Source organism: Paenirhodobacter sp., assembly GCF_041916475.1.
In the GTDB taxonomy this organism is placed as follows: domain Bacteria; phylum Pseudomonadota; class Alphaproteobacteria; order Rhodobacterales; family Rhodobacteraceae; genus Rhodobacter.
The window spans coordinates 111,791-131,905 of record NZ_JAYRZN010000001.1 but is presented as its reverse complement, the minus strand read 5'-3'; the positions used below and the strand labels follow the sequence as shown (position 1 = coordinate 131,905).

Annotated in this window: 19 protein-coding genes; 10 read left to right on the top strand and 9 right to left on the bottom strand. The window is 68.4% G+C overall.

Annotation, left to right across the window (positions count from 1 at the left end; translation table 11 throughout):
* Positions 1 to 250: 250 nt before the first annotated feature.
* Complete coding sequence (lexA, locus tag ACOMG5_RS00645; RefSeq protein ID WP_420341838.1) at positions 251 to 949, bottom strand: transcriptional repressor LexA; 699 nt, start codon at positions 947 to 949, stop codon at positions 251 to 253.
* Positions 950 to 1,068: 119 nt separating this feature from the next.
* Between lexA and trmB the strand changes: the two genes are divergently transcribed.
* On the top strand, positions 1,069 to 1,767 hold the full coding sequence (trmB, locus tag ACOMG5_RS00640) for a tRNA (guanine(46)-N(7))-methyltransferase TrmB (protein WP_420341837.1): 699 nt from the start codon (positions 1,069 to 1,071) through the stop codon (positions 1,765 to 1,767).
* Between the two features lie 60 nt (positions 1,768 to 1,827).
* Positions 1,828 to 3,165, top strand: coding sequence for a 3-phosphoshikimate 1-carboxyvinyltransferase (gene aroA / locus ACOMG5_RS00635; RefSeq protein WP_420341836.1), 1,338 nt, complete (start codon positions 1,828 to 1,830; stop codon positions 3,163 to 3,165).
* A 14-nt stretch (positions 3,166 to 3,179) separates the two neighbouring features.
* On the opposite strand, the gene ACOMG5_RS00630 is transcribed toward aroA, so the two are convergent.
* Positions 3,180 to 3,818, bottom strand: a complete 639-nt coding sequence (locus tag ACOMG5_RS00630) for a VPLPA-CTERM sorting domain-containing protein (protein WP_420341835.1) — start codon at positions 3,816 to 3,818, stop codon at positions 3,180 to 3,182.
* Between the two features lie 228 nt (positions 3,819 to 4,046).
* Between ACOMG5_RS00630 and ACOMG5_RS00625 the strand changes: the two genes are divergently transcribed.
* From ACOMG5_RS00625 to ACOMG5_RS00590, 8 genes are all read left to right on the top strand, one after another.
* Positions 4,047 to 4,640, top strand: coding sequence for a (d)CMP kinase (locus ACOMG5_RS00625; RefSeq protein WP_420341834.1), 594 nt, complete (start codon positions 4,047 to 4,049; stop codon positions 4,638 to 4,640).
* Between the two features lie 32 nt (positions 4,641 to 4,672).
* Positions 4,673 to 5,413 carry a hypothetical protein gene (locus tag ACOMG5_RS00620; RefSeq protein ID WP_420341833.1) on the top strand — a complete coding sequence of 247 codons (741 nt, stop codon included), beginning with the start codon at positions 4,673 to 4,675 and terminating at the stop codon, positions 5,411 to 5,413.
* Between the two features lie 141 nt (positions 5,414 to 5,554).
* The gene (rpsA, locus tag ACOMG5_RS00615; RefSeq protein WP_420341893.1) at positions 5,555 to 7,234 is read left to right on the top strand and encodes a 30S ribosomal protein S1; all 1,680 of its coding nucleotides are present in this window, start codon (positions 5,555 to 5,557) and stop codon (positions 7,232 to 7,234) included.
* A gap of 297 nt (positions 7,235 to 7,531) precedes the next feature.
* Entirely contained in the window at positions 7,532 to 7,819 is a 288-nt protein-coding gene (gene ihfB, locus ACOMG5_RS00610; protein WP_420341832.1) for an integration host factor subunit beta, read from the top strand.
* Positions 7,820 to 7,822: 3 nt separating this feature from the next.
* The gene (locus tag ACOMG5_RS00605; RefSeq protein ID WP_420341831.1) at positions 7,823 to 8,179 is read left to right on the top strand and encodes a lipopolysaccharide assembly protein LapA domain-containing protein; all 357 of its coding nucleotides are present in this window, start codon (positions 7,823 to 7,825) and stop codon (positions 8,177 to 8,179) included.
* Between the two features lies 1 nt (position 8,180).
* A complete protein-coding gene (locus tag ACOMG5_RS00600) occupies positions 8,181 to 8,852 on the top strand; it encodes a phosphoribosylanthranilate isomerase (RefSeq protein WP_420341830.1) in 672 nt (223 codons plus the stop codon).
* 85 nt (positions 8,853 to 8,937) lie between these two features.
* Positions 8,938 to 10,170, top strand: coding sequence for a tryptophan synthase subunit beta (trpB, locus tag ACOMG5_RS00595; RefSeq protein ID WP_420341829.1), 1,233 nt, complete (start codon positions 8,938 to 8,940; stop codon positions 10,168 to 10,170).
* Between the two features lie 121 nt (positions 10,171 to 10,291).
* Complete coding sequence (locus ACOMG5_RS00590; RefSeq protein ID WP_420341828.1) at positions 10,292 to 10,747, top strand: hypothetical protein; 456 nt, start codon at positions 10,292 to 10,294, stop codon at positions 10,745 to 10,747.
* Between the two features lie 79 nt (positions 10,748 to 10,826).
* Here ACOMG5_RS00590 and ACOMG5_RS00585 read toward each other — a convergent pair whose 3' ends face one another.
* The 7 genes from ACOMG5_RS00585 to xdhA are packed head-to-tail and all read right to left on the bottom strand — an operon-like array spanning position 10,827 to position 20,016.
* A complete protein-coding gene (locus ACOMG5_RS00585; RefSeq protein ID WP_420341827.1) occupies positions 10,827 to 11,909 on the bottom strand; it encodes a BMP family ABC transporter substrate-binding protein in 1,083 nt (360 codons plus the stop codon).
* Positions 11,910 to 11,930: 21 nt separating this feature from the next.
* Positions 11,931 to 12,863, bottom strand: coding sequence for an ABC transporter permease (locus ACOMG5_RS00580; RefSeq protein WP_420341826.1), 933 nt, complete (start codon positions 12,861 to 12,863; stop codon positions 11,931 to 11,933).
* Complete coding sequence (locus tag ACOMG5_RS00575; protein ID WP_420341825.1) at positions 12,860 to 13,939, bottom strand: ABC transporter permease; 1,080 nt, start codon at positions 13,937 to 13,939, stop codon at positions 12,860 to 12,862. The genes ACOMG5_RS00580 and ACOMG5_RS00575 overlap by 4 nt, the downstream gene beginning before the upstream one ends.
* Positions 13,936 to 15,450, bottom strand: coding sequence for an ABC transporter ATP-binding protein (locus tag ACOMG5_RS00570; RefSeq protein WP_420341824.1), 1,515 nt, complete (start codon positions 15,448 to 15,450; stop codon positions 13,936 to 13,938). Before ACOMG5_RS00570 ends, ACOMG5_RS00575 begins: the two co-directional genes overlap by 4 nt.
* Positions 15,447 to 16,379: a xanthine dehydrogenase accessory protein XdhC gene (gene xdhC, locus ACOMG5_RS00565; protein WP_420341823.1), complete on the bottom strand. Its 933-nt coding sequence runs from the start codon at positions 16,377 to 16,379 to the stop codon at positions 15,447 to 15,449. The genes ACOMG5_RS00570 and xdhC overlap by 4 nt, the downstream gene beginning before the upstream one ends.
* Positions 16,376 to 18,646, bottom strand: coding sequence for a xanthine dehydrogenase molybdopterin binding subunit (gene xdhB / locus ACOMG5_RS00560; protein WP_420341822.1), 2,271 nt, complete (start codon positions 18,644 to 18,646; stop codon positions 16,376 to 16,378). The genes xdhC and xdhB overlap by 4 nt, the downstream gene beginning before the upstream one ends.
* Positions 18,643 to 20,016 (bottom strand): xanthine dehydrogenase small subunit, encoded by a 1,374-nt coding sequence (xdhA, locus tag ACOMG5_RS00555; RefSeq protein WP_420341821.1) that lies wholly within the window; start codon positions 20,014 to 20,016, stop codon positions 18,643 to 18,645. Before xdhA ends, xdhB begins: the two co-directional genes overlap by 4 nt.
* Positions 20,017 to 20,115 lie beyond the last annotated feature (99 nt).

Below are 20,115 nucleotides of genomic sequence, written 5' to 3'. Positions count from 1 at the left end.
GCCGAAATGACCTGAGCCGCGACTGGGGCGCGGCTAAACGGCCGAGCGCATCGCTTGTGGCTGAAGCCAGAGAAAAATCCCGCCCCGCACAGCCGCGCAACCGAAGCACCGCTTTAACGATGCATCAACACGCCCGCAGGGCGGATAATCCGGGCTGCGGGAATGCACCAAAAACGCGATCATAGCCGGGCAAAGGCGTACCGTGCCCGTCTATGATCGCTCCCGCAGGGCACGCCTTGTCTGGTCGCGTTCAGTAGGTCCGGATTAGCCCGACCAGACGGCCCTGCACTTTGACCTGATCCTCGCGCAGCAGCCGCGTCTCATAGGCAGGGTTGGCCGCTTCCAGTGCGATCATCCCGCCGCGCCGGTAGTAGCGCTTCAGCGTCGCCTCGTGGCCCTCGACCAGCGCGACGACAATATCGCCATTGTCGGCCGTGCCCTGCTCCCGGATCACGACGACATCGCCATCGTTGATCCCCGCGTCGATCATCGAATCGCCCTTCACCTCAAGCGCGTAATGCTCGCCGCGGCCAGAGACCATCGCACCCGGCACGGCGACGTGATGCGAAACCTCAGCGATCGCCTCGATCGGAACCCCGGCCGCAATCCGGCCCATGACCGGGATCTCGATCGCGCCGACCGTTTCCACCGGCATCGCGCCGCGTGGCGGATCCACCTTGTCTCCCGCGATCACGCGGGGGGCGAAGCCGGGGGCCTTTTCGCCGCTCTCCAGGGCATCGGGCAGCTTGACGATTTCGATGGCGCGGGCGCGGTGCGCGAGGCGGCGGATGAAGCCGCGCTCTTCCAGAGCGGTGATCAAGCGGTGAATTCCCGATTTGGAGCGCAGGTCGAGCGCGTCCTTCATTTCGTCGAACGAGGGCGGAACCCCATCGCGCGCCACGCGTTTCTGGATGAATTCAAGCAATTCCAGCTGCTTGCGCGTCAGCATGTGGTTTGTCCCCGCCTTTGCTCTGTCCTGCAGTTCGCGCTAGGTTCTATCAGTGTTCTTGTTTCGTGTCAAGGGCTTCGGGACTTGACCCATCGCCCCGCGCAGCATACAGGCGCCACATGACCGAAGATCCGCACCCCCCCGCCTGGCGCAACTTCTACGGCCGCCGCTCCGGCAAGACGCTGCGGGCGAGCCAGAAGACCTATCTGAGCGAGGATCTGGAAAGCCTGCGCCCGCGCGGCATCACCCGCGAGGAGAACCCGGCCCGAGACCTGCTCGACCCGGCCACGATCTTCGGCAACGACAATCCGGTCTGGCTCGAAATCGGCTTTGGCGGGGGCGAACATCTCGTCCATATGGCGGCGACCTACCCGCAGGTGAATATCATCGGCGCGGAGCCCTTCATCAATGGCGTCGCCATGCTGCTGGGCAAGATCCGCGCGGCCGGGGTCACCAACCTCGCCGTGCATCCGGGCGATGTGCGCGACCTGATGGATGTGCTGCCCGATGGCGCCATCGCCAGGGCCTTCCTGAACTACCCCGACCCCTGGCCCAAGACCCGCCACCACCGCCGCCGCTTCGTGACCCAGGGCTATCTGGTGCCGCTGCACCGGATCCTGGCGCCGGGCGCGGAGTTCCGCGTCGCGACCGACATCCCGAGCTACATGGAGCAGGCGCTGGAAGAAGCCCCGAAGGCGGGCTTCAGCCTGAGCGCGCACAGCCCCGCGCCCTGGGCGGACTGGATCTCCACCCGCTACGAACAGAAGGCGCTGCGCGAGGGCCGCACCCCCGATTACGCCACCTTCCACCGGCCCTGACCCCTTCCGGCAGGCGGGGACATGCGCTAACAGAGGCCCGACCAATCAGGGAGGCGCCTCATGTCCGGCCACGGTGAACCAGTTCCGATGATCGCGCGCAGGAGCGCCGCCCTGACCGGCGTGGCCGAAGTGCCGGGCGACAAGTCGATCTCGCACCGGGCGCTGATCCTCGGCGCGCTCTCGGTCGGGCGCACGGAGATCACCGGCCTGCTCGAAGGCCAGGACGTGCTCGATACCGCCAAGGCGATGCGGGCCTTCGGCGCCACGGTGACGCGCTACGGCCCGGGGCACTGGACGGTGGAGGGCGTGGGAGTGGGCGGCTTCGCCGAGCCCGCCGACATCATCGACTGCGGCAATTCCGGCACTGGCGTGCGGCTGATCATGGGCGCGATGGCGACATCGCCCCTCAGCGCGACCTTCACCGGCGATGCCAGCCTGCGCAAGCGGCCGATGGGCCGGGTCACGGATCCGCTGGCGCTGTTCGGCGCCCGGGCGGTCGGGCGCGCGGGCGGGCGGCTGCCGATGACGGTGGTGGGCGCGGCCGAGCCGGTGCCGGTGCGCTACACCGTGCCGATGCCCTCGGCTCAGGTGAAATCCGCGGTGCTGCTCGCGGGGCTGAACGCGCCGGGCCAGACCGTGGTGATCGAGCGCGAGCCGACGCGCGACCATACCGAGCGCATGCTGCGCGGCTTCGGCGCCGATCTGAGCGTGGAGGATACGCCCGAGGGCCGGGTGATCACACTGCAGGGCCAGCCCGAGCTGACCGGCCAGAGCGTGGCCGTGCCGCGCGATCCGTCTTCGGCGGCCTTCCCGGTCTGCGCCGCGCTGATCGTGCCGGGCTCGGAAATCCTCGTGCCGGGCGTGAGCCAGAACCCGACGCGCAACGGCCTGTTCACCACGCTGGTGGAGATGGGCGCCGACATCACCTTCGAGAACCCGCGCGAAGAGGGCGGCGAGCCGGTCGCCGACCTGCGCGTGCGCCATTCCCGGCTGCGCGGCATCGCCGTGCCGCCCGAGCGCGCGGCCTCGATGATCGACGAATACCCGATCCTCGCCGCCGTCGCCGCCACCGCCGAGGGCACCACCGTCATGCGCGGGGTGAAAGAGCTGCGGGTGAAGGAATCCGACCGGATCGACGCCATGGCCCGCGGGCTGGAGGCCTGCGGCGTGAGCATCGAGGAGGATCAGGATACGCTGATCGTCCATGGCGCGGGGCGGGTGCCGGGGGGGGCAACCTGCGCCACCCATATCGACCACCGCATCGCGATGAGCTTCCTCGTGCTCGGCCTGGCCGCCGAAAACGACATCGCGATCGACGATGGTTCGCCGATCGCGACATCCTTCCCGGTGTTCGAAAGCCTGATGGCGGGGCTCGGCGCGCAGATCGCGCGCCGCTGACCCGCCGTCGGTTCTCAGCTCTTGCGCCGCCGCAGCAGACCCGCGGCGGCAATGCCGCCCGCCAGCAGCGGCAGCGTCGCCGGCAGCGGCACGGAGGGCAGCTCCGGTGCCGCCGTCGGCACGTTCGATTCGCTGATCAGCACGTTGTCCAGCAGCGGGCCGAAGTAATCGCCGCCCTCCGTCCCGATGAAGAACGACTCGCGCCCGGTGCGTGCGGCGACGAAGCTGTAGGTGTAGGTCTGGAACAGCTGGTTCCAGGCGATCGCATTGACCGCGCCGTCGAACAGCCCACCGGTGATGCCGAAGCTGACCGAATCGGAGCTCTTGACCCGGCCGTTGCCCGCCAGATCGAAGTTGATCGTATAGGTCGCGCCCTTGGTCAGCGCGAAGGCGGTGGAGGTCATCACGCCCGCATCCAGCGTCGAGCCGTCGAGATCCACGCAGCCGCCCTTGCCGCCCGCGCAGCTCAGCTTGTAGGTGCCCTGACGCATGTAATCGACGGTGCCGTCCGAGACGGTGAATTGCAGGAACCTGTCGAAATCGCGTTTGGCGCCGGTGCGGTCCGCGTCGAAATTATCGGCAAATACGGTGGCCGCCTGCGCGCCGCCGCTCATCAGGCCGATCATCACCACCGCTGCGGTCAGGGACTTCATCTCGTCGTCTCCGGGTATGGAATAATACGCTCTCTGGTTGCGCCAGTTAATATTTTGTCAACCATGTAACGACCGAATACGCCTTTAGCGTGTGTCTTGATAGGGGGTGCAGCGGTAATATTTGCACATGTGTTTAATGGCCACAGGGGCAGGGCGCGGGGGTGCTTGAGCTTCGCCGCACGCCCCGGTATCCCGAAAAAAATGGCGGCGGAACACGGGGCGCGGATCATGGCATTCACGGTGGCGATCGACGGCCCGGCGGCGGCGGGGAAGGGCACCCTGAGCCGGGCGCTAGCCGAGAGGTTCGGCTTCGCGCATCTCGATACCGGGCTTCTGTACCGTGCGGTCGGGGCGCGGGCCGCAGAGGGCGAGGACCCGATCGCGGCGGCGCGCGGGCTGCTGCCGGCGGATCTGGCGCGTGCGGATCTGCGCACGCTTGCCGCCGGGCAGGCGGCCTCGCGCGTGGCGGCAATCCCCGAGGTGCGCGCGGCCCTCGTCGATTTCCAGCGCCGCTTTGCGCGGCAGCCGGGTGGCGCGGTCCTCGACGGGCGCGACATCGGCACGGTGATCTGCCCGGAGGCGGAGGTGAAGCTTTTCGTCACCGCGAGCGCCGAGGTGCGCGCGCATCGCCGCTGGCTCGAAGTGGGCGGCGATGCCGCTCAGGTGCTGGACGAAGTGCGCGAGCGCGACGCGCGCGACATGAACCGGGCCGATGCGCCGCTGCGCCCGGCTGCGGATGCCGTGCTGATAGATACCTCGACGCTCAGCATCGCCGATGCGGTGGCGCAGGCGGCCGATCTCGTGCAGCGCAGGATCGGCTAGCCAGCGCCGCCAATCGGGCGCATGATCGGCGCATGATCCGGATACTTGCCCTTTTGCTCCTGCTTCTGCCTGCCCCGGCGCTTGCGGAGCTGCGCCCGCAGGGGCTGATGTGGAACCGCTCGGGCCTGCCCGCGACGCTGCCGCTGCAGGTGCGTACCGATCCGGGGCGCGACTGGTATCTGACCCTGGTCCGGCCCGATACCGGGCAGGCGGTGCTCGCGGCCTATGTCCGCGGCGGCACGGTGTTCCGGGTGCTGGTGCCGCCCGGAGACTATTTCGTGCGCTTCGCCTATGGCAACGGCTGGCGCGGCGAGACCGCGCTGTTCGGCCCGGGCACGGGCCATCTGGAGATCGACGGGCCGCTGCATTTCGGCGTCGAGGGCACCAGCCGCCGGGTGGGGCACCTGATCGACCTGCGCCGGGAGGCGAAAACCGTGCAGCTGTTTGGCCTGTGCCGCGCGCAGGATACCCGCGAGGCGGCCGATCTTACCAGCACCCGCCCCCGCGCCGGCCCCGGCCTCACCCCGCAGCCGCTGCCAAAAACCGATCTGCCGCCCACGCGCCGGCCGGCGCAGGTGCTGCCGCCCCCCGACCAGCCCCCGCCCACCACGCCCGAGGGCGCGCTGCCCCCCTTCGCCCGGCCCTTCACGGAGCGTCCGCGCCTGCCTGCGGCGGCGGCGCTGCCGGCGGGGCAGGGCGGCGGCTTCACCGTCCCGCGCCCGCGCGCCAGCGCCGATGCCCGCCAAAGGCCGCGCTGGAAGATCTGCGACTGATCCCCGGGACGGCGCGGAAAGGCTTGCTCCATTGGGCTTTTGCCCCTATATGGGCGCGATCCGTAAGACCGGATTCTCAATGAAAGACCGGCGGAGCCAACCGCATGGCCAGTGAAACACACGCAAAGGAAACTGAAACGCATGTGCGCTAAAGCGACTATGGAAGAATTTGAGGCCCTCCTCAGCGAGAGCCTGGAAATTGACACCCCGAATGAAGGGTCTGTCGTCAAGGGCAAGGTCATCGCCATCGAGGCGGGCCAGGCCATCATCGATGTCGGCTACAAGATGGAAGGCCGCGTCGACCTGAAGGAATTCGCGAACCCCGGCGAAGCTCCCTCGATCGCCATCGGCGACGAGGTCGAAGTTTACCTCGACCGCGTTGAGAACGCGCGTGGCGAAGCGGTCATCTCGCGCGAGAAGGCCCGCCGCGAGGAAGCCTGGGATCGCCTCGAAAAGGCCTACGCTTCGGAAGAGCGCGTCGAAGGCGCCATCTTCGGCCGCGTCAAGGGCGGCTTCACCGTCGATCTGGGCGGCGCTGTGGCGTTCCTGCCGGGCTCGCAGGTCGATGTGCGCCCCGTGCGCGACGCCGGCCCGCTGATGGGTCTGAAGCAGCCGTTCCAGATCCTGAAGATGGACCGTCGCCGTGGCAACATCGTTGTCTCGCGCCGTGCGATCCTCGAAGAATCGCGCGCCGAGCAGCGTGCCGAAGTCATCGGCAACCTGACCGAGGGTCAAGTGGTCGACGGCGTGGTCAAGAACATCACCGAATACGGTGCGTTCGTCGACCTGGGCGGCGTGGACGGCCTGCTGCACGTCACCGACATGGCGTGGCGCCGCGTGAACCATCCTTCGGAAATCCTGTCGATCGGCGAGACCGTGAAGGTCCAGGTCGTCAAGATCAACAAGGAAACCCACCGCATCAGCCTCGGCATGAAGCAGCTGCAGTCGGATCCGTGGGATTCGGTCGAAAGCAAGTTCCCGATCGGCTCGGTCCACAAGGGCCGCGTGACCAACATCACCGACTACGGCGCGTTCGTCGAGCTGGAAGCCGGTGTCGAAGGCCTGGTCCACGTGTCCGAAATGTCCTGGACCAAGAAGAACGTGCACCCCGGCAAGATCGTCTCGACCTCGCAAGAGGTGGACGTCATGGTCCTGGAAATCGACACCGCGAAGCGTCGCGTGTCGCTCGGCCTGAAGCAATGCCTGCGCAACCCGTGGGAAGTCTTCGCCGAAACCCATCCGGTCGGCTCGGTCATCGAAGGCGAAGTCAAGAACATCACCGAATTCGGTCTGTTCGTCGGCCTCGACAACGACATCGACGGCATGGTGCACCTGTCGGACCTGTCCTGGGACAAGCGTGGCGAAGAAGCCATCCAGGACTACCGCAAGGGTGATGTCGTCCGCGCGGCGGTCACCGAAGTCGATATCGAGAAGGAGCGTATCTCGCTCTCGGTCAAGGCGCTGGACGCCGACACCTTCTCCGACGCGGTTGACGGCGTGAAGCGTGGCTCGGTCATCACCGTGACCGTCACCGCGATCGAAGACGGCGGCATCGAGGTCGAATACAACGGCATGAAGTCCTTCATCCGCCGTTCGGACCTCGCGCGTGACCGCGGCGACCAGCGCCCCGAGCGCTTCCAGGTCGGCGACCATGTGGATGTGCGCGTCGTCAACGTCGACAGCAAGACCCGCAAGCTCGGCGTGTCGATCAAGGCGCGCGAGATCGCCGAAGAGAAGGAAGCCGTGGAACAATACGGCTCGTCCGACTCGGGCGCCTCGCTCGGCGACATTCTGGGCGCCGCGCTCAAGGGCCGCGAATAATCCGCAGCCCTGCGAAGCACCCGAACCCCGCCCGAAAGGGCGGGGTTTTTCCATTCCACCCCGAATCGCGCCGGAGCCGCGGCGCATCTGCCGCAGCCCAAACCCGCGCCCGCTGCCTGCCGGACAGGCGCTTGCCCCTGCGTCCGGGCCGCGACGGAGCGTCGCTTCGGCGCCACTTTGCCATTTCCCGTGAAGTTCCAAGCGTTTGCTGTTTGTGCGGCGGAAAATTGTCCGTATAGTCAGCCAAAATCCGATAGCCAGGCCGACGCCCGTGCAGATCCGTGGGGGGAATGACGCATGATCCGTTCCGAATTGATCGCGAAGATCGCCGAGGAAAATCCGCATCTCTTTCAGCGTGATGTGGAGAAGATCGTGAACACGATCTTCGAGGAGATCATCGAGGCGATGGCGCGCGGCGATCGGGTCGAACTGCGCGGCTTTGGTGCCTTCTCGGTGAAGAAGCGCGACGCCCGCACCGGGCGCAACCCGCGCACCGGCGATTCCGTCGATGTCGATGAAAAGCACGTCCCCTTCTTCAAGACCGGCAAGCTCCTGCGCGACCGGCTGAACGGCGCCGAGGACTGATCCATGCGGATCCTGCGCTATCTGATCCTGGTGGTGATTGCCGCCGTTCTCGTCATCATCGGCGTGGCGAACCGCGCGCCGGTGCTGGTGCATGCGCTGCCCCCCGAAGCGGGCGATTTCCTTGGGCTGAGCTGGAGCCTGCAGCTGCCGCTGTTCCTGGTGATTTTCGCGGCGATGCTGGCGGGGCTGCTTCTCGGCTTCGTCTGGGAATGGGCGCGCGAGCGCCGGCACCGCGTCACCGCGGTGAAGGCCAGCCGCGAGGTGGCCTGGCTCGAGGGCGAGGTCGACCGGCTCAAGGCCAAGGCCGACGAGAAGCCGAAGGACGAGGTCCTCGCGCTGCTCGACAAGCCCGCGCGCTGAGATGGTCACCATTGCCGTCAACCGCGGCCGCCCCGGCGGCGTCCGGGTCAAGATCTGCGGTCTGACCCGGCCCGAGCATGTCCGCGCTGCGGCCGAGGCGGGGGCGGCCTATGTCGGCTTCGTGTTCTTCCCGAAAAGCCCGCGCCATCTGGAGATCCCGCAGGCGCGCGATCTGGCCCTCGAGGCGCCGTTCGGCGTAGCCAAGGTGGCGCTGAGCGTGGATGCCACCGATGCCGAGCTCGATGCGATCGTGAAGGCCGTCCCGCTCGACATGCTGCAGCTGCATGGCCAGGAAAGCCCGGCGCGGGTGGCCGATCTGCGCGCGCGCTACGGCCTGCCGGTGATGAAGGCCCTGGGCGTGGCAGAGGCCGCGGATCTGGACCGGATCCCGGCTTATGAGGCGGTGGCGGACCAGCTCCTGATCGATGCCAAGGCGCCGAAGGGCGCGGCGCTGCCGGGCGGCAACGGCCTCGCCTTCGACTGGCGCCTGATTGCCGGGCGGGCATGGGAGCGGCCCTGGATGCTCGCAGGCGGGCTGACCCCGGAGAATGTGGCCGAGGCCGTGCGGCTGACCGGCGCGGCGCAGGTCGATGTGTCCTCCGGCGTCGAGAGCGCGCCGGGCGAGAAGGATCCCGCGCGCATCGCGGCCTTCATCGGTGCCGCGCGCGGCTGACTTTTGCGCCGCGCGCAGTGCGAGCCGCTTTACCCCTCCGGGCATTCGCGTTAAGCCGCAGTGCAAAGCAGCGCGAGGTATGACCATGGCCGAGGACCTTCCCAACAGCTACCGCACCGGCCCCGACGAGAACGGGCGTTTCGGCATTTTCGGCGGGCGTTTCGTGTCGGAGACGCTGATGCCGCTGATCCTCGAACTCGAGGCGCGATACGAATTCGCCAAGAACGACCCGGAATTCTGGGCCGAGATGGATGACCTCTGGAAGTACTACGTCGGCCGGCCGTCGCCGCTGTATTTCGCGCCGCGCCTGACCGAGCATCTGGGCGGCGCCAAGATCTATCTGAAGCGCGAGGAGCTGAACCACACCGGCTCGCACAAGATCAACAACGTGCTGGGCCAGATCCTGCTCGCGCGGCGCATGGGCAAGACCCGGATCATCGCCGAGACCGGCGCCGGGCAGCACGGCGTCGCCACCGCAACCGTCTGCGCGCGCTTCGGGCTGAAATGCGTGGTCTACATGGGCGCGACCGATGTGGAGCGCCAGGCGCCCAACGTGTTCCGGATGCGGCTTCTGGGCGCCGAAGTCCATGCCGTGACCTCGGGCAAGGGCACGCTGAAAGACGCGATGAACGACGCGCTGCGCGACTGGGTGACCAATGTGCGCGACACGTTCTATTGCATCGGCACCGTCGCGGGCCCGCATCCCTATCCGGCCATGGTGCGCGATTTCCAGGCCATCATCGGCAAGGAAACCCGCTGGCAGCTGGAAGAGCAGGAAGGCCCCGGCCGCCTGCCCGATACGGTGATCGCGGCGATCGGGGGCGGCTCCAATGCGATGGGCCTGTTCCACCCGTTCCTTGACGATCCGTCGGTGCGGATCATCGGGGTCGAGGCTGGCGGCCACGGGGTGGACGAGCGGATGGAGCATTGCGCCTCGCTCACCGGCGGGCGCCCGGGCGTGCTGCACGGCAACCGCACCTATCTGCTGCAAGATGCCGACGGCCAGATCCTGGAGGGGCATTCGATTTCGGCCGGCCTCGACTATCCGGGGATCGGGCCGGAGCATTCCTGGCTGCATGATACCGGCCGGGCGGAATATGTCTCGGTCACCGATACCGAGGCGCTGGAGGCGTTCCAGCTCCTGTGCAAGACCGAAGGCATCATCCCGGCGCTGGAGCCGAGCCACGCCATCGCCCATGTGATCAAGCTCGCGCCGACGCTGCCCAAGGATCACATCATCGTGGTCAATCTCTCGGGCCGCGGCGACAAGGACATCTTTACCGTGGCGCGCCATCTGGGCGTGGAGATGCAGGGCTGAGCGCGGGGCAGGGGCGGCACGCCGCCGCCCGTTGACATCAATTTCGCGTTGTATCATGGGTGCGGCAGAATTCCCCTGCCGCCCCTCCCTCCGGGCGGTTCTCCGAAGAAAGGTAACCGTCGTGGATGTCCGCGCACTGATCGTTCTGGCCCTGCTGCCGCTCGCCGCCTGCGGCGAGAAGGACGGCGAGATGCAGCTTTATCAGATCGCGGGCCCGATCAACGATATCGCGCCCTCCAGCGTCATCAATGTGAGCGCCGACAATATCGACCTCGCCTCCGGAACGGTGGCGTTCAAGCTGCCCGAACCGAACCCGACCAAATGCCGCGGCAAGTGGAGCTCGGTGCGGCCGAAGGTGACGACGCGCGAGCGCGGCCTGTCGCTCACGCTGCGCGACACCGGCGGGCGCTACAAGAATGCGATCGAAGATGTGGGCGGGGTGAACAACGGCGAGCTCTATGCCGTCTGCGCCGACGGGACCCGGGTGCAGGGCAACTTCATCTCCGGCTCCGGTACCAATTCCGGCACGGGGACTGCCGTGGATACCCGCGGCAACAGCTACAAGCTGCTGTTCTGACCAAAAGGCGAGGGCAGCGGAGCCGCCCTCCGGTTGGGAAGCAGGGGCCCCGCCTTGCGGCGCGCCCCCTGCCGTGGGCTCATTTCGGCAGTTCGGCCTTGATGCCTTCGACGTAGAAGTTCAGCCCGGCGAGCGTGCCGTCATCTGGGGTCTCGCCGTCCTTCAGCCAGGCGGAGCCATCTTGCTTGTTCAGCGGGCCGGTGAAGGGGTGGTAGCTGCCGGCGGCGATCTTGTCCTTCAGCGCGAGCGCCTCGGCCTTCACCTCGGCCGGCACCGCATCGGTGATCTCGCCGATGCCGACCATGCCGGTGCCGATGCCGCCCCAGGTCGCTTCGGATTTCCAGCTGCCATCCAGCGCCGCCTGCACGCGCAGCTTGTAGTAGGGCTCCCAGTTGTCGATGGTGGAGCCGACCCGCGGCTTCGGCGCGAAGGAGGCCATATCCGAGGCCTGACCGAAGGTATAGACGTTGCCCGCCTCCTGCGCCTTTGCCTGCGGCGCGGTGGAATCGGTGTGCTGCAGCACGAAATCGCAGCCTTCGGAGATCAGCGCGGCGGCTGCATCGGCTTCCTTCGCCGGATCGAACCAGGTGTAGGCCCAGACTACCTTGATCTCGACGTCGGGGTTGACCTTCTTGGCGTGGATATAGACCGCGTTGATGCCCTGGATCACTTCCGGGATCGGGAACGAGCCGATATAGCCGATCTTGTTGGTCTTGGTCATCCGACCGGCGATGGTGCCCTGGATCGCGCGGCCCTCATAGAAGCGGGCATCATAGGTGGCCAGGTTCTCGGCGCGCTTGTAGCCGGTGGCATGCTCGAACTTCACCTTCGGGAATTTCTTGGCGACGTTCACCGTCGCATCCATGAAGCCGAAGGAGGTCGCGAAGATCAGCGTGTTGCCCTGCAGCGCGAGCTGGGTCAGCGCGCGTTCGGCATCGGGGCCCTCGGGGACGTTCTCGATGAAGGAGGTGACGACCTTGTCGCCGAATTCCTTCTGCACCGCGAGGCGGGCCTGGTCGTGCTGGTAGGACCAGCCCATGTCGCCCACCGGGCCGACGTAGATGAAGCCCACCTTCAGCGGGTCGGCGGCGCGGGCGGCGGCGCCGGATGCGGCGACGACGGCCGTCGCGGCGGAGGTTTGCAGGAAGGATCTGCGGTTCATGGGAACTCCCGGAGTTGGGCCTCAGTTCGAGGCATGGAACGACCGGCCGAGAGCCGCAGGCGCAGCCTGCACCCCGTGCCGGTGGATGGCAGAGAGAAGAACGAGGACGACGATGGTGAGCACATAAGGCGCCATCGACAGCAGATGCACCGGGATCGCATAGCCCGCGGCCTGCAGCTGCAATTGCAGCGCGGTGATGCCGCCGAACAGATAGGCCCCGATCAGCACCCGCCCCGCGCGCCAGCTCGCGAAGACGACGATCGCAAGCGCGATCCAGCCCGCGCCCGCGGTCATGCCTTCGGTCCATTGCGGCACACGCACGAGGCTCAGATAGGCCCCGCCCAGCCCCGCCAGCGCGCCGCCGAAGGCAAGTGCCGCGCAGCGCACCGCAATCACCCGGTAGCCAAGCGCATGGGCCGCGTCGTGGTTTTCGCCGACCGCGCGCAGGATCAGCCCGGCGCGGGTATATTTCAGGAAGGCCCAGACCGCCGCCACCAGCAGGAGCGACATATAGACCATCCAGTCATGCGAGAACAGGATCCGGCCCAGCACCGGCATCTCGCTCAGCGCCCCGAAGGAGAGCTTCGGCGTGGGCGGCGGGCGCACGCCCTCGAAGGGCTTGCCCACCAGTGCCGAGAGCCCGAGCCCGAACAGCGTGAGCGCAAGGCCCGTCGCCGTCTGATTGGAGAGGAACACCTGCGTCAGCACCGCGAACAGCGCGGCCATCGCCGCCCCCGCCAGCGCGCCGCCCAGAAAGCCCAGCACCGGGCTCCCGGTCGAGACCGCCGTGGCAAAGCCCGCCACCGCGCCCACGATCATCATCCCCTCCACGCCGAGGTTCAGCACGCCCGACTTCTCCGCGATCAGCTCGCCGGTCGCGGCCAGCAGCACCGGGGTGGAGGCCACCATCAGCATCGCGATCAGGGTGACGATATCAATCCCGCCGATGATCATGCGCGTGCCCCCTTCAGCCGGATGCGGTAATTGGTCAGCAGGTCGAACCCGAGCAGGAAGAACAGCAGCATCCCCTGGAAAACCTGGATCGCGGCCGAAGGCAGCCCGAGCATCAGCTGCGCCATGTCGCCGCCGATATAGGTCAGCGCCATCAGGAGCCCCGCAAGCAGGATCCCCACCGGATGCAGCCGCCCGAGGAAGGTCACAATGATTGCGGTGAAGCCATAGCCCGCGTTGAAGCTGTCGGTGATCTGGCCGGAGGGGCCGGAGACCTCGAACAGCCCCGCCATCCCCGCCAGCGCGCCCGAGAGGCAGAGGCAGAACATCACCAGCCGCGCCGGAACCACCCCCGCGAACCGCGCCGCGCGCGGAGCCTCGCCCGCCACCCGGATCCGGAACCCGGCGATATGGCGCTGCATCAGCACATAGACCAGCAGCACCGCGCCAAGCGCCGCAAACACGCCCCAATGCGCGCCGGTGCCGGGGATCAGATCGGCATTATAGGCGGCCGGATATTGCTGCAGGTTGCGCGAGCCCGGAAAGCCCATGCCCTCGGGGTTCTTCAGCGGCCCGAAGGCCATATAGGCCAGCAGGAACTGCGCCACATAGACCAGCATCAGCGAAACGAGGATCTCCGACGTGCCGAACACCACCTTCAGCAGCGCCGGGATCATCGCCCAGACCAGCCCGCCAAGCGCCCCCAGCACCACCATCGCCGGGAACAAAAGCCAGCTTTCGGCCGGATAGGCCGCCAGCGCCAGCGACGCCCCCGCCAGCGCCCCCATGATATACTGCCCCTCGGCGCCGATGTTCCAGATCCCGGCGCGGAACCCCACCGCCAGCCCGCAGGCGATCAGGATCAGCGGCCCCGCCTTCACCAGCAGCTGGCCGCGGAAATAATCGGCATTGTCGCCGAAGAGCGGCTCCCAGAAGATCGTGCGGATCGCCTCCACCGGGTTCTTGCCCAGAAGCGCGAACAGCAGCCCCCCCGCCACCATCGTCGCCACCACGGCGATCAGCGGTGTCGTCCAGGCCCAGAATTTCGAAGGCGTCGGCCGCCGTATCAGCCGGATCATTCCGCCGCCTCCATCCCATGCGCCCCGCCCAGCATCAGCCCGATCTCGTCGATCGTCAGGCCGTCGGTCGGGCGCGGCGCGCTCAGCCGGCCCTCGTTCAGCGCGCAGAAATGGTCGGCCACTTCCATCAGCTCATCCAGATCCTGCGAAATCACGATCACCGCCGCGCCCTTCCGGGCGAGGTTCAGGATCGCCTGCCGGATCGAGGCCGCCGCCGCCGCATCCACCCCCCAGGTCGGCTGGTTCACGATCAGCACCTCGGGGCCCTGCAGCACCTCGCGCCCGATCACATATTTCTGCAGGTTGCCGCCCGAAAGCGCGCGCGCCGCCACATGCGGGCCGGGCGTGCGCACGTCGAATTCCTGGATGATCTCCTCGGCGAAGCTACGCGCCTCGTTCATGTTGATGAAGCCGTTGCGGGTCAATGGCTTGCGGATCGTTCCTGTGACAAGCGTGTTCTCGGTGAGGCTCATCGCCGGCACCGCGGCATGGCCCAGACGCTCCTCGGGCGCAGACAGGATCCCCTGCGCCCGGCGCGGATTGGGCCCGAGGCCCGAGATGTCCACGCCCTTCATCAGCACCGTGCCCGGCGCAGAGGGCCGCTCTCCGGCGAGCGTCGCCAGCAGCTCTTCCTGCCCGTTGCCCGCAACCCCGCCGATGCCCAGCACCTCGCCCGCCCGCAGCGTCAGCGTCACATCCTTCAGCGCCGGCCCGAACTGCGACATCGGCGGCAGGCTCAGCCCCCTCACCTCCAGCACCGGCGCGCCGAGGCTGCGCCCGGCCCGGTCCGTCACCGCGAATTCGCCGCCCACCATCATTTCCGCCAGCGCCCGCGCCGTTTTCTCGCGCGGGGTGCAGCTGCCCACCACCTTGCCGCCGCGCAGGATCGTCGCGCCGTCGCACAGCGCGCGGATCTCCTCGAGCTTGTGGCTGATATAGAGGATCGCCGTGCCCTCGGCCGAAAGCTTGCGCAGCGTGCGGAACAGGATCTCCACCTCCTGCGGCGTCAGCACCGAGGTCGGCTCATCCATGATCAAGAGCTTCGGATCCTGCAGCAGGCAGCGCACGATCTCCACCCGCTGCCGCTCGCCCGCCGAGAGGTCCCCCACCAGCCGCGCCGGATCCTGCGGCAGCCCGTAGGCCTGTGAAATCTCCCGGATCCGCGCCGCCAGGTCGCGCATCTTCGGCGGGTTCTCCATCCCGAGCGCGACGTTTTCGGCCACGTTCAGCGCCTCGAACAGCGAGAAATGCTGAAACACCATCGCCACGCCCGCGGCCCGCGCTGCCCGCGGCTCCGGCGGCGCATAGGGCGCGCCGCGAAACTGCATGGTACCGCTGTCGGGCTTCACCAGCCCGTAGATCATCTTCACCAGCGTGGATTTCCCGGCGCCATTCTCGCCCAGAAGCGCATGCACCTCGCCCGGCGCCACCGCAAAGCCCACATGGTCGTTCGCGACGACCCCCGGATAGGCCTTGGTCAGGCCCTCGATCTTCAGCAATGTCCCCGTCACGCGGTGCGTTCCCCTCTGGCTGCGGCCTTTGCGGCTCTGCTCGCGCATAGGTCCTTCAATAGCGCGGCGGCGACGGATATCGCAATCGCCTGTGGCGCTTTTCCAAGCGCCGGGTCGCCTATCGGGCAGGCAATGCGGGAAATCTGGGCGTCCGAATGGCCCAGATCGCGCAGGCGCGCCCGAAAACGCGCCCATTTCGTCACCGAGCCGATCAATCCGCAGGCCACGAATCCGTGAGCCAGCAGCCGGTGGCACAGCTCCAGGTCCAGCGCATGGGCATAGGTCAGGATCAGGTGCCGCGCCGTGGCGGGCGCGGAGGTCACCAGCTCGGCCGGGTTCTGCGCAATCAGCGGCATCACCCCCTCCGGCATTCCCTCCGGGAAGCGCTCGGCCCCGGTATCCACCCAGAAAATCCGCAGCCCGTCGAGCGGCGCCAGCACCGAAACCAGCGCCCGCCCGACATGCCCCGCGCCCCAGATCCACAGCTCCTCGCGCGGCGGCGCCACCGCTTCTATCAGCCAGCCGTCCAGCAGCAGGGCAGGGGCCGCGCCCCGGTCCCGCGCCCGCGCCAGCGCACGGCGCACCGAAAGCGGCATCGGCCCCGGCACCATCGGCCGCGCGTGCCAGCCGCGAGCCTCGGGCGGCCCCGCCATCGGCTCATAGGCCAGCACCACCGATCCGCCGCAGCACTGCCCCATCGCAGGCCCGAGCGCGACCCGCTCCAGCCGCGGCGCGCTCAGGCCCCGCGCCCGCGCGATCGCCTCATGCTCCAGCCGCCCGCCGCCGATCGTGCCCTCGGTCCGGTTCGGCCAGACCAGCATCGCAGCGCCCGCTTCGCGCGGGGCCGAGCCGCGCACCTCCGCCACCAGCACCCGCACGAAGGGCCCCCGTGCCGCCGCCCGCGCCAGCGCTTCCGGATCCAGGCTCATGGCGCCCCCCGCGCCCGGGCACAGGCCGCCAGCACCGCTTCGGCGGTCGCGGGCGCGCGCAGCGCCGGCCAATGCGGCCCGCAGGCCATGCAGGCCTGCTGCAGCGCATGAAAGGCCGAAATCCCCAGCATGAACGGTGGCTCCCCCACCGCCTTGGAGCGATAGATCGTCTCCTCCCGGTTCGGCGCGTCCCACAGCGCCACGTTGAACACCGGCGGGCGGTCCGAACAGGCCGGGATCTTGTAGGTGGAGGGCGCGTGCGTGCTGAGCCGGCCCTTGTCGTCCCAGACCAGCTCCTCGGTCGTCAGCCAGCCCGCGCCCTGCACATAGGCGCCCTCGACCTGGCCGATATCCAGCGCCGGGTTCAGCGAGGCCCCGGCATCATGCAAGATATCCGCCCGCAGGATCCGGTTCTCGCCGGTGAGCCGGTCGATCACCACCTCGGTCACCGCGGCGCCATAGGCGAAGTAGAAGAACGGCCGCCCGCGCCCGGCGATCCGGTCCCAGCTGATCTTGGGCGTGGCGTAGAACCCGGTGGAGGAGAGCCCGACCCGCGCCGCATAGGCCGCCCCCGCGACCTCGGCGAAGGCAAAGGCCCGCGCCCCCGCCCGCACCATGCCGCCCGCGAAAGCGACCTCCGCCACCCCCTCGCGCTCAGTCAGGAAGGCCGCCATCCGCGCCTTCACCGTCTCGCAGGCGGCCTTCACCGCCATGCCGTTCATATCCGCCCCCGAAGAGGCCGCCGTGGCCGAGGTATTGGGCACCTTGGCCGTATCGGTCGCGGTGATCCGCACATGGGCCACATCGATCCCGAACACCCGCGCCGCCACCTCCCGGCACTTCTGATGCAGGCCCTGGCCCATTTCCGTGCCGCCATGGTTCAGGAGTACCGAGCCATCCGAATACACATGCACCAGCGCGCCCGCCTGATTGAGGTGGGTCAGCGTGAACGAGATCCCGAATTTCACCGGGCTGAGTGCGATCCCGCGCGCCAATGTCCGGTTTGTGCTGTTCCAGGCGGCTATTTCGGCCTTCCGCGCATGGTAATTGCTGGATTTCTCCAGCTCCGGCACCAGCCGGTCCAGGATAAAATCCTCCACCTCCTGGCCGTAATGGGTGCTCAGCGCCGGTGCCACCGGGTAGAAATTCCGCGCCCGCAGCTCTGCGGGCTCCTGCCCCAGCACGAAGGCCAGATGCTCCACCGCGGCCTCGATCCCCAGCATCCCCTGCGGCCCGCCGAAGCCGCGATAGGCGGTGTTGCTCTGGGTGTTGGTGCGCAGCCGGTGGCTCTCGATCCGGATCGCCGGGATGAAATAGGCATTGTCCGCATGCAGCATCGCCCGGTCACAGACCGGCAGGCTCAGGTCCGGAGACCAGCCGCAGCGCGCCAGATGCAAAAATTCCGCGCCCAGGATCCGCCCTTCGGCATCCGCCCCGATCCGGTAGCGGATCTTGAAATCGTGGCGCTTGCCGGTAATCACCATGTCGTCGTCGCGGTCGTAGCGCATCTTGCAGCTGCGCCCGGTCAGCCGCGCCGCCACCGCGCAGGCAATCGCCAGATGGTTGCCCTGGCTCTCCTTGCCGCCGAAGCCGCCGCCCATCCGGCGCATCTCCACCCGCACGTCGTTCATGTGCAGCCCGGTCGCATGGGCGACCTTGTGCTGCACTTCCGTCGGGTGCTGCGACGAACACTGGATCAGCAGGCCCTCATCCAGCGGATGGGCGAGGGCGGCCTGGCCCTCCAGGTAGAAATGCTCCTGCCCGCCCATCTCGATCTCGCCCTCGACGACATGTGCCGCCCCGCGCAAGGCGCCCGCCGCATCGCCGCGCGCCCAGATCACCGGCCCGCCCTCGAACCGGCTGCCCGCCGCATAGGCCGCGTCGATGCTCAGCAGCGCGGGCCGGGGCGCATAGCGGATCTTGGCGCGCCGCGCCGCGATCCGCGCCGCCCGGTGCGACGTGGCAATCACCAGGAAGATCGGCTGGCCCACATAATGCACCTCGCCCGTGGCCAGCACCGGCTCGGGCAGCGGCGCGGGGGAGGCGTCGTTGTCGAAGGGCAGGTCCTCCGCCAGCAGCACCCGCACCACCCCGGGCGTGGCCCGCACCGGCTCGAGGTCGATTGCCGTGATCTCGGCGCTGGCCTCGGTCGAAAGCCCGAAGGCCAGGTGCAGCGTGCCTTCGGGCACCGGCGTGTCGTCCACATAGCGGGCGCGGCCCGTCACATGCAGCTCGGCGGAATCGTGAGGGCTCGATGGCATCGTCATACCCGCACCTCCAGCACCGAAACCGCCTCGCCCGCCGCCGCCCGCACATAGCGCAGCGCCATCGCCTGCGCCGTCTGCATCCGGTAGGCGGCGGAGGCGCGCATGTCGCTCAGCGGCGCGAAATCCTGCGCCAGCGCGGGCAGGGCGGCGGCAATCGCCGCTTCGGTGAAGGGCGCGCCCGTGATTGCCGCCTCGAAGGCCGCCGCGCGCTTCGGGATCCCGGCCATGCCGCCGAAGGCCACTCGTGCCGCGCGCACCACGCCCGCCTCCACCGTCAGGTTGAAGCAGCCACAGACCGCCGAAATATCCTGATCGAACCGTTTCGAGAGCTTGTAGCACTGCAGCCCCGGCGCGGCCTTCGGCACCAGCACGGCCTCCACGAATTCGCCGGGCTGGCGGTCTTGCTTGCGGTATTCGATGAAGAAATCCTCAAGCGCGATCTGGCGCCGCACATCGCCCCGGCGCAGCACCAGCCGCGCGCCCATCGCGATCAGCGCGGGCGGCCCGTCGCCGATGGGCGAGCCATTGGCGATATTGCCGCCGATCGTCGCCGCCTGGCGCACCTGCTCCGAGGCGAAGCGCCGCAACAGCCCCGCCAGCGCCGGATGCACGCCCTCGGCCCAGGCCCGCAGCGCCGCCACCGTCACCCCGGCGCCGATCCGGTAGCCATCCGCCTCCTCGGTGATCTGCTGCAGATCGGCGCAGCCGCCGAGGAAGGCCACCTCCGGCAGCTCGCGCAGCTGCTTCGTTACCCACAGCGCCACATCCGTCGCCCCGGCGATCAGCACGCCCTCGGGATGGGCCAGATACCAGGGCGCGAGCGCATCGGCATCCGCCGGGCGGAAGGCCGCGTCGGTGCCGGTGGCCGCGGCGGGCAGGGGCCGGGCGCGGTCGTCGATCCACCCGGCCGCAGGCTCCGCCCGCGCCGCCGCGCAGGCGCGGATGATCGGCGCATAGCCGGTGCAGCGGCACAGGTTCCCGGCCAGTATGTCGTCGTCGTCGCTGCGCCCGTTCAGATGCGCGGTGGCCATCGAAACCACGAACCCCGGCGTGCAAAACCCGCATTGCGAGCCGTGATGCGCCACCATCGCCGCCTGCACCGGATGCAGCCCGCCATCGGGCGCGGCGATCCCCTCCACCGTGCGCAGCGCCTTGCCGGCGATCTGCGGCATCATCAGGATGCAGGCATTGAGCGCGCGCGTGCCGGCGGCATCGGTGAGCATCACCGTACAGGCGCCGCAATCGCCCTCGTTGCAGCCCTCCTTGGTGCCGGTCAGCCCCTCCGCGCGCAGCCAGTCGAGCACGCTCTGCGTCGGGCGGTCAATCCGCGCGACCCTGGTTTCCCCATTCAGAAGAAACGAGATGTCCATCAATGCTATCCGCCGCGATACCCATTCCCGGCCGCCCGCCCGATGCGGCGTAGAGCGGGGCCTCCCCCTCCAGCAAAGCCAACCGCCGCCGGTTTGGCA

What these genes read in the sequence shown, in the direction of transcription:
- ACOMG5_RS00625 (WP_420341834.1), top strand. Translation starts at nt 4,047, where the DNA reads ATGGCATTCACGGTGGCGATCGACGGCCCGGCGGCGGCGGGGAAGGGC.
- xdhB (WP_420341822.1), bottom strand. Translation starts at nt 18,646, where the DNA reads ATGACGATGCCATCGAGCCCTCACGATTCCGCCGAGCTGCATGTGACG.
- ACOMG5_RS00605 (WP_420341831.1), top strand. Translation starts at nt 7,823, where the DNA reads ATGCGGATCCTGCGCTATCTGATCCTGGTGGTGATTGCCGCCGTTCTC.
- xdhC (WP_420341823.1), bottom strand. Translation starts at nt 16,379, where the DNA reads ATGAGCCTGGATCCGGAAGCGCTGGCGCGGGCGGCGGCACGGGGGCCC.
- trpB (WP_420341829.1), top strand. Translation starts at nt 8,938, where the DNA reads ATGGCCGAGGACCTTCCCAACAGCTACCGCACCGGCCCCGACGAGAAC.
- ACOMG5_RS00600 (WP_420341830.1), top strand. Translation starts at nt 8,181, where the DNA reads ATGGTCACCATTGCCGTCAACCGCGGCCGCCCCGGCGGCGTCCGGGTC.
- trmB (WP_420341837.1), top strand. Translation starts at nt 1,069, where the DNA reads ATGACCGAAGATCCGCACCCCCCCGCCTGGCGCAACTTCTACGGCCGC.
- aroA (WP_420341836.1), top strand. Translation starts at nt 1,828, where the DNA reads ATGTCCGGCCACGGTGAACCAGTTCCGATGATCGCGCGCAGGAGCGCC.
- rpsA (WP_420341893.1), top strand. Translation starts at nt 5,555, where the DNA reads ATGTGCGCTAAAGCGACTATGGAAGAATTTGAGGCCCTCCTCAGCGAG.
- ACOMG5_RS00620 (WP_420341833.1), top strand. Translation starts at nt 4,673, where the DNA reads ATGATCCGGATACTTGCCCTTTTGCTCCTGCTTCTGCCTGCCCCGGCG.
- ACOMG5_RS00630 (WP_420341835.1), bottom strand. Translation starts at nt 3,818, where the DNA reads ATGAAGTCCCTGACCGCAGCGGTGGTGATGATCGGCCTGATGAGCGGC.
- xdhA (WP_420341821.1), bottom strand. Translation starts at nt 20,016, where the DNA reads ATGGACATCTCGTTTCTTCTGAATGGGGAAACCAGGGTCGCGCGGATT.
- ihfB (WP_420341832.1), top strand. Translation starts at nt 7,532, where the DNA reads ATGATCCGTTCCGAATTGATCGCGAAGATCGCCGAGGAAAATCCGCAT.
- ACOMG5_RS00585 (WP_420341827.1), bottom strand. Translation starts at nt 11,909, where the DNA reads ATGAACCGCAGATCCTTCCTGCAAACCTCCGCCGCGACGGCCGTCGTC.
- ACOMG5_RS00575 (WP_420341825.1), bottom strand. Translation starts at nt 13,939, where the DNA reads ATGATCCGGCTGATACGGCGGCCGACGCCTTCGAAATTCTGGGCCTGG.
- lexA (WP_420341838.1), bottom strand. Translation starts at nt 949, where the DNA reads ATGCTGACGCGCAAGCAGCTGGAATTGCTTGAATTCATCCAGAAACGC.
- ACOMG5_RS00580 (WP_420341826.1), bottom strand. Translation starts at nt 12,863, where the DNA reads ATGATCATCGGCGGGATTGATATCGTCACCCTGATCGCGATGCTGATG.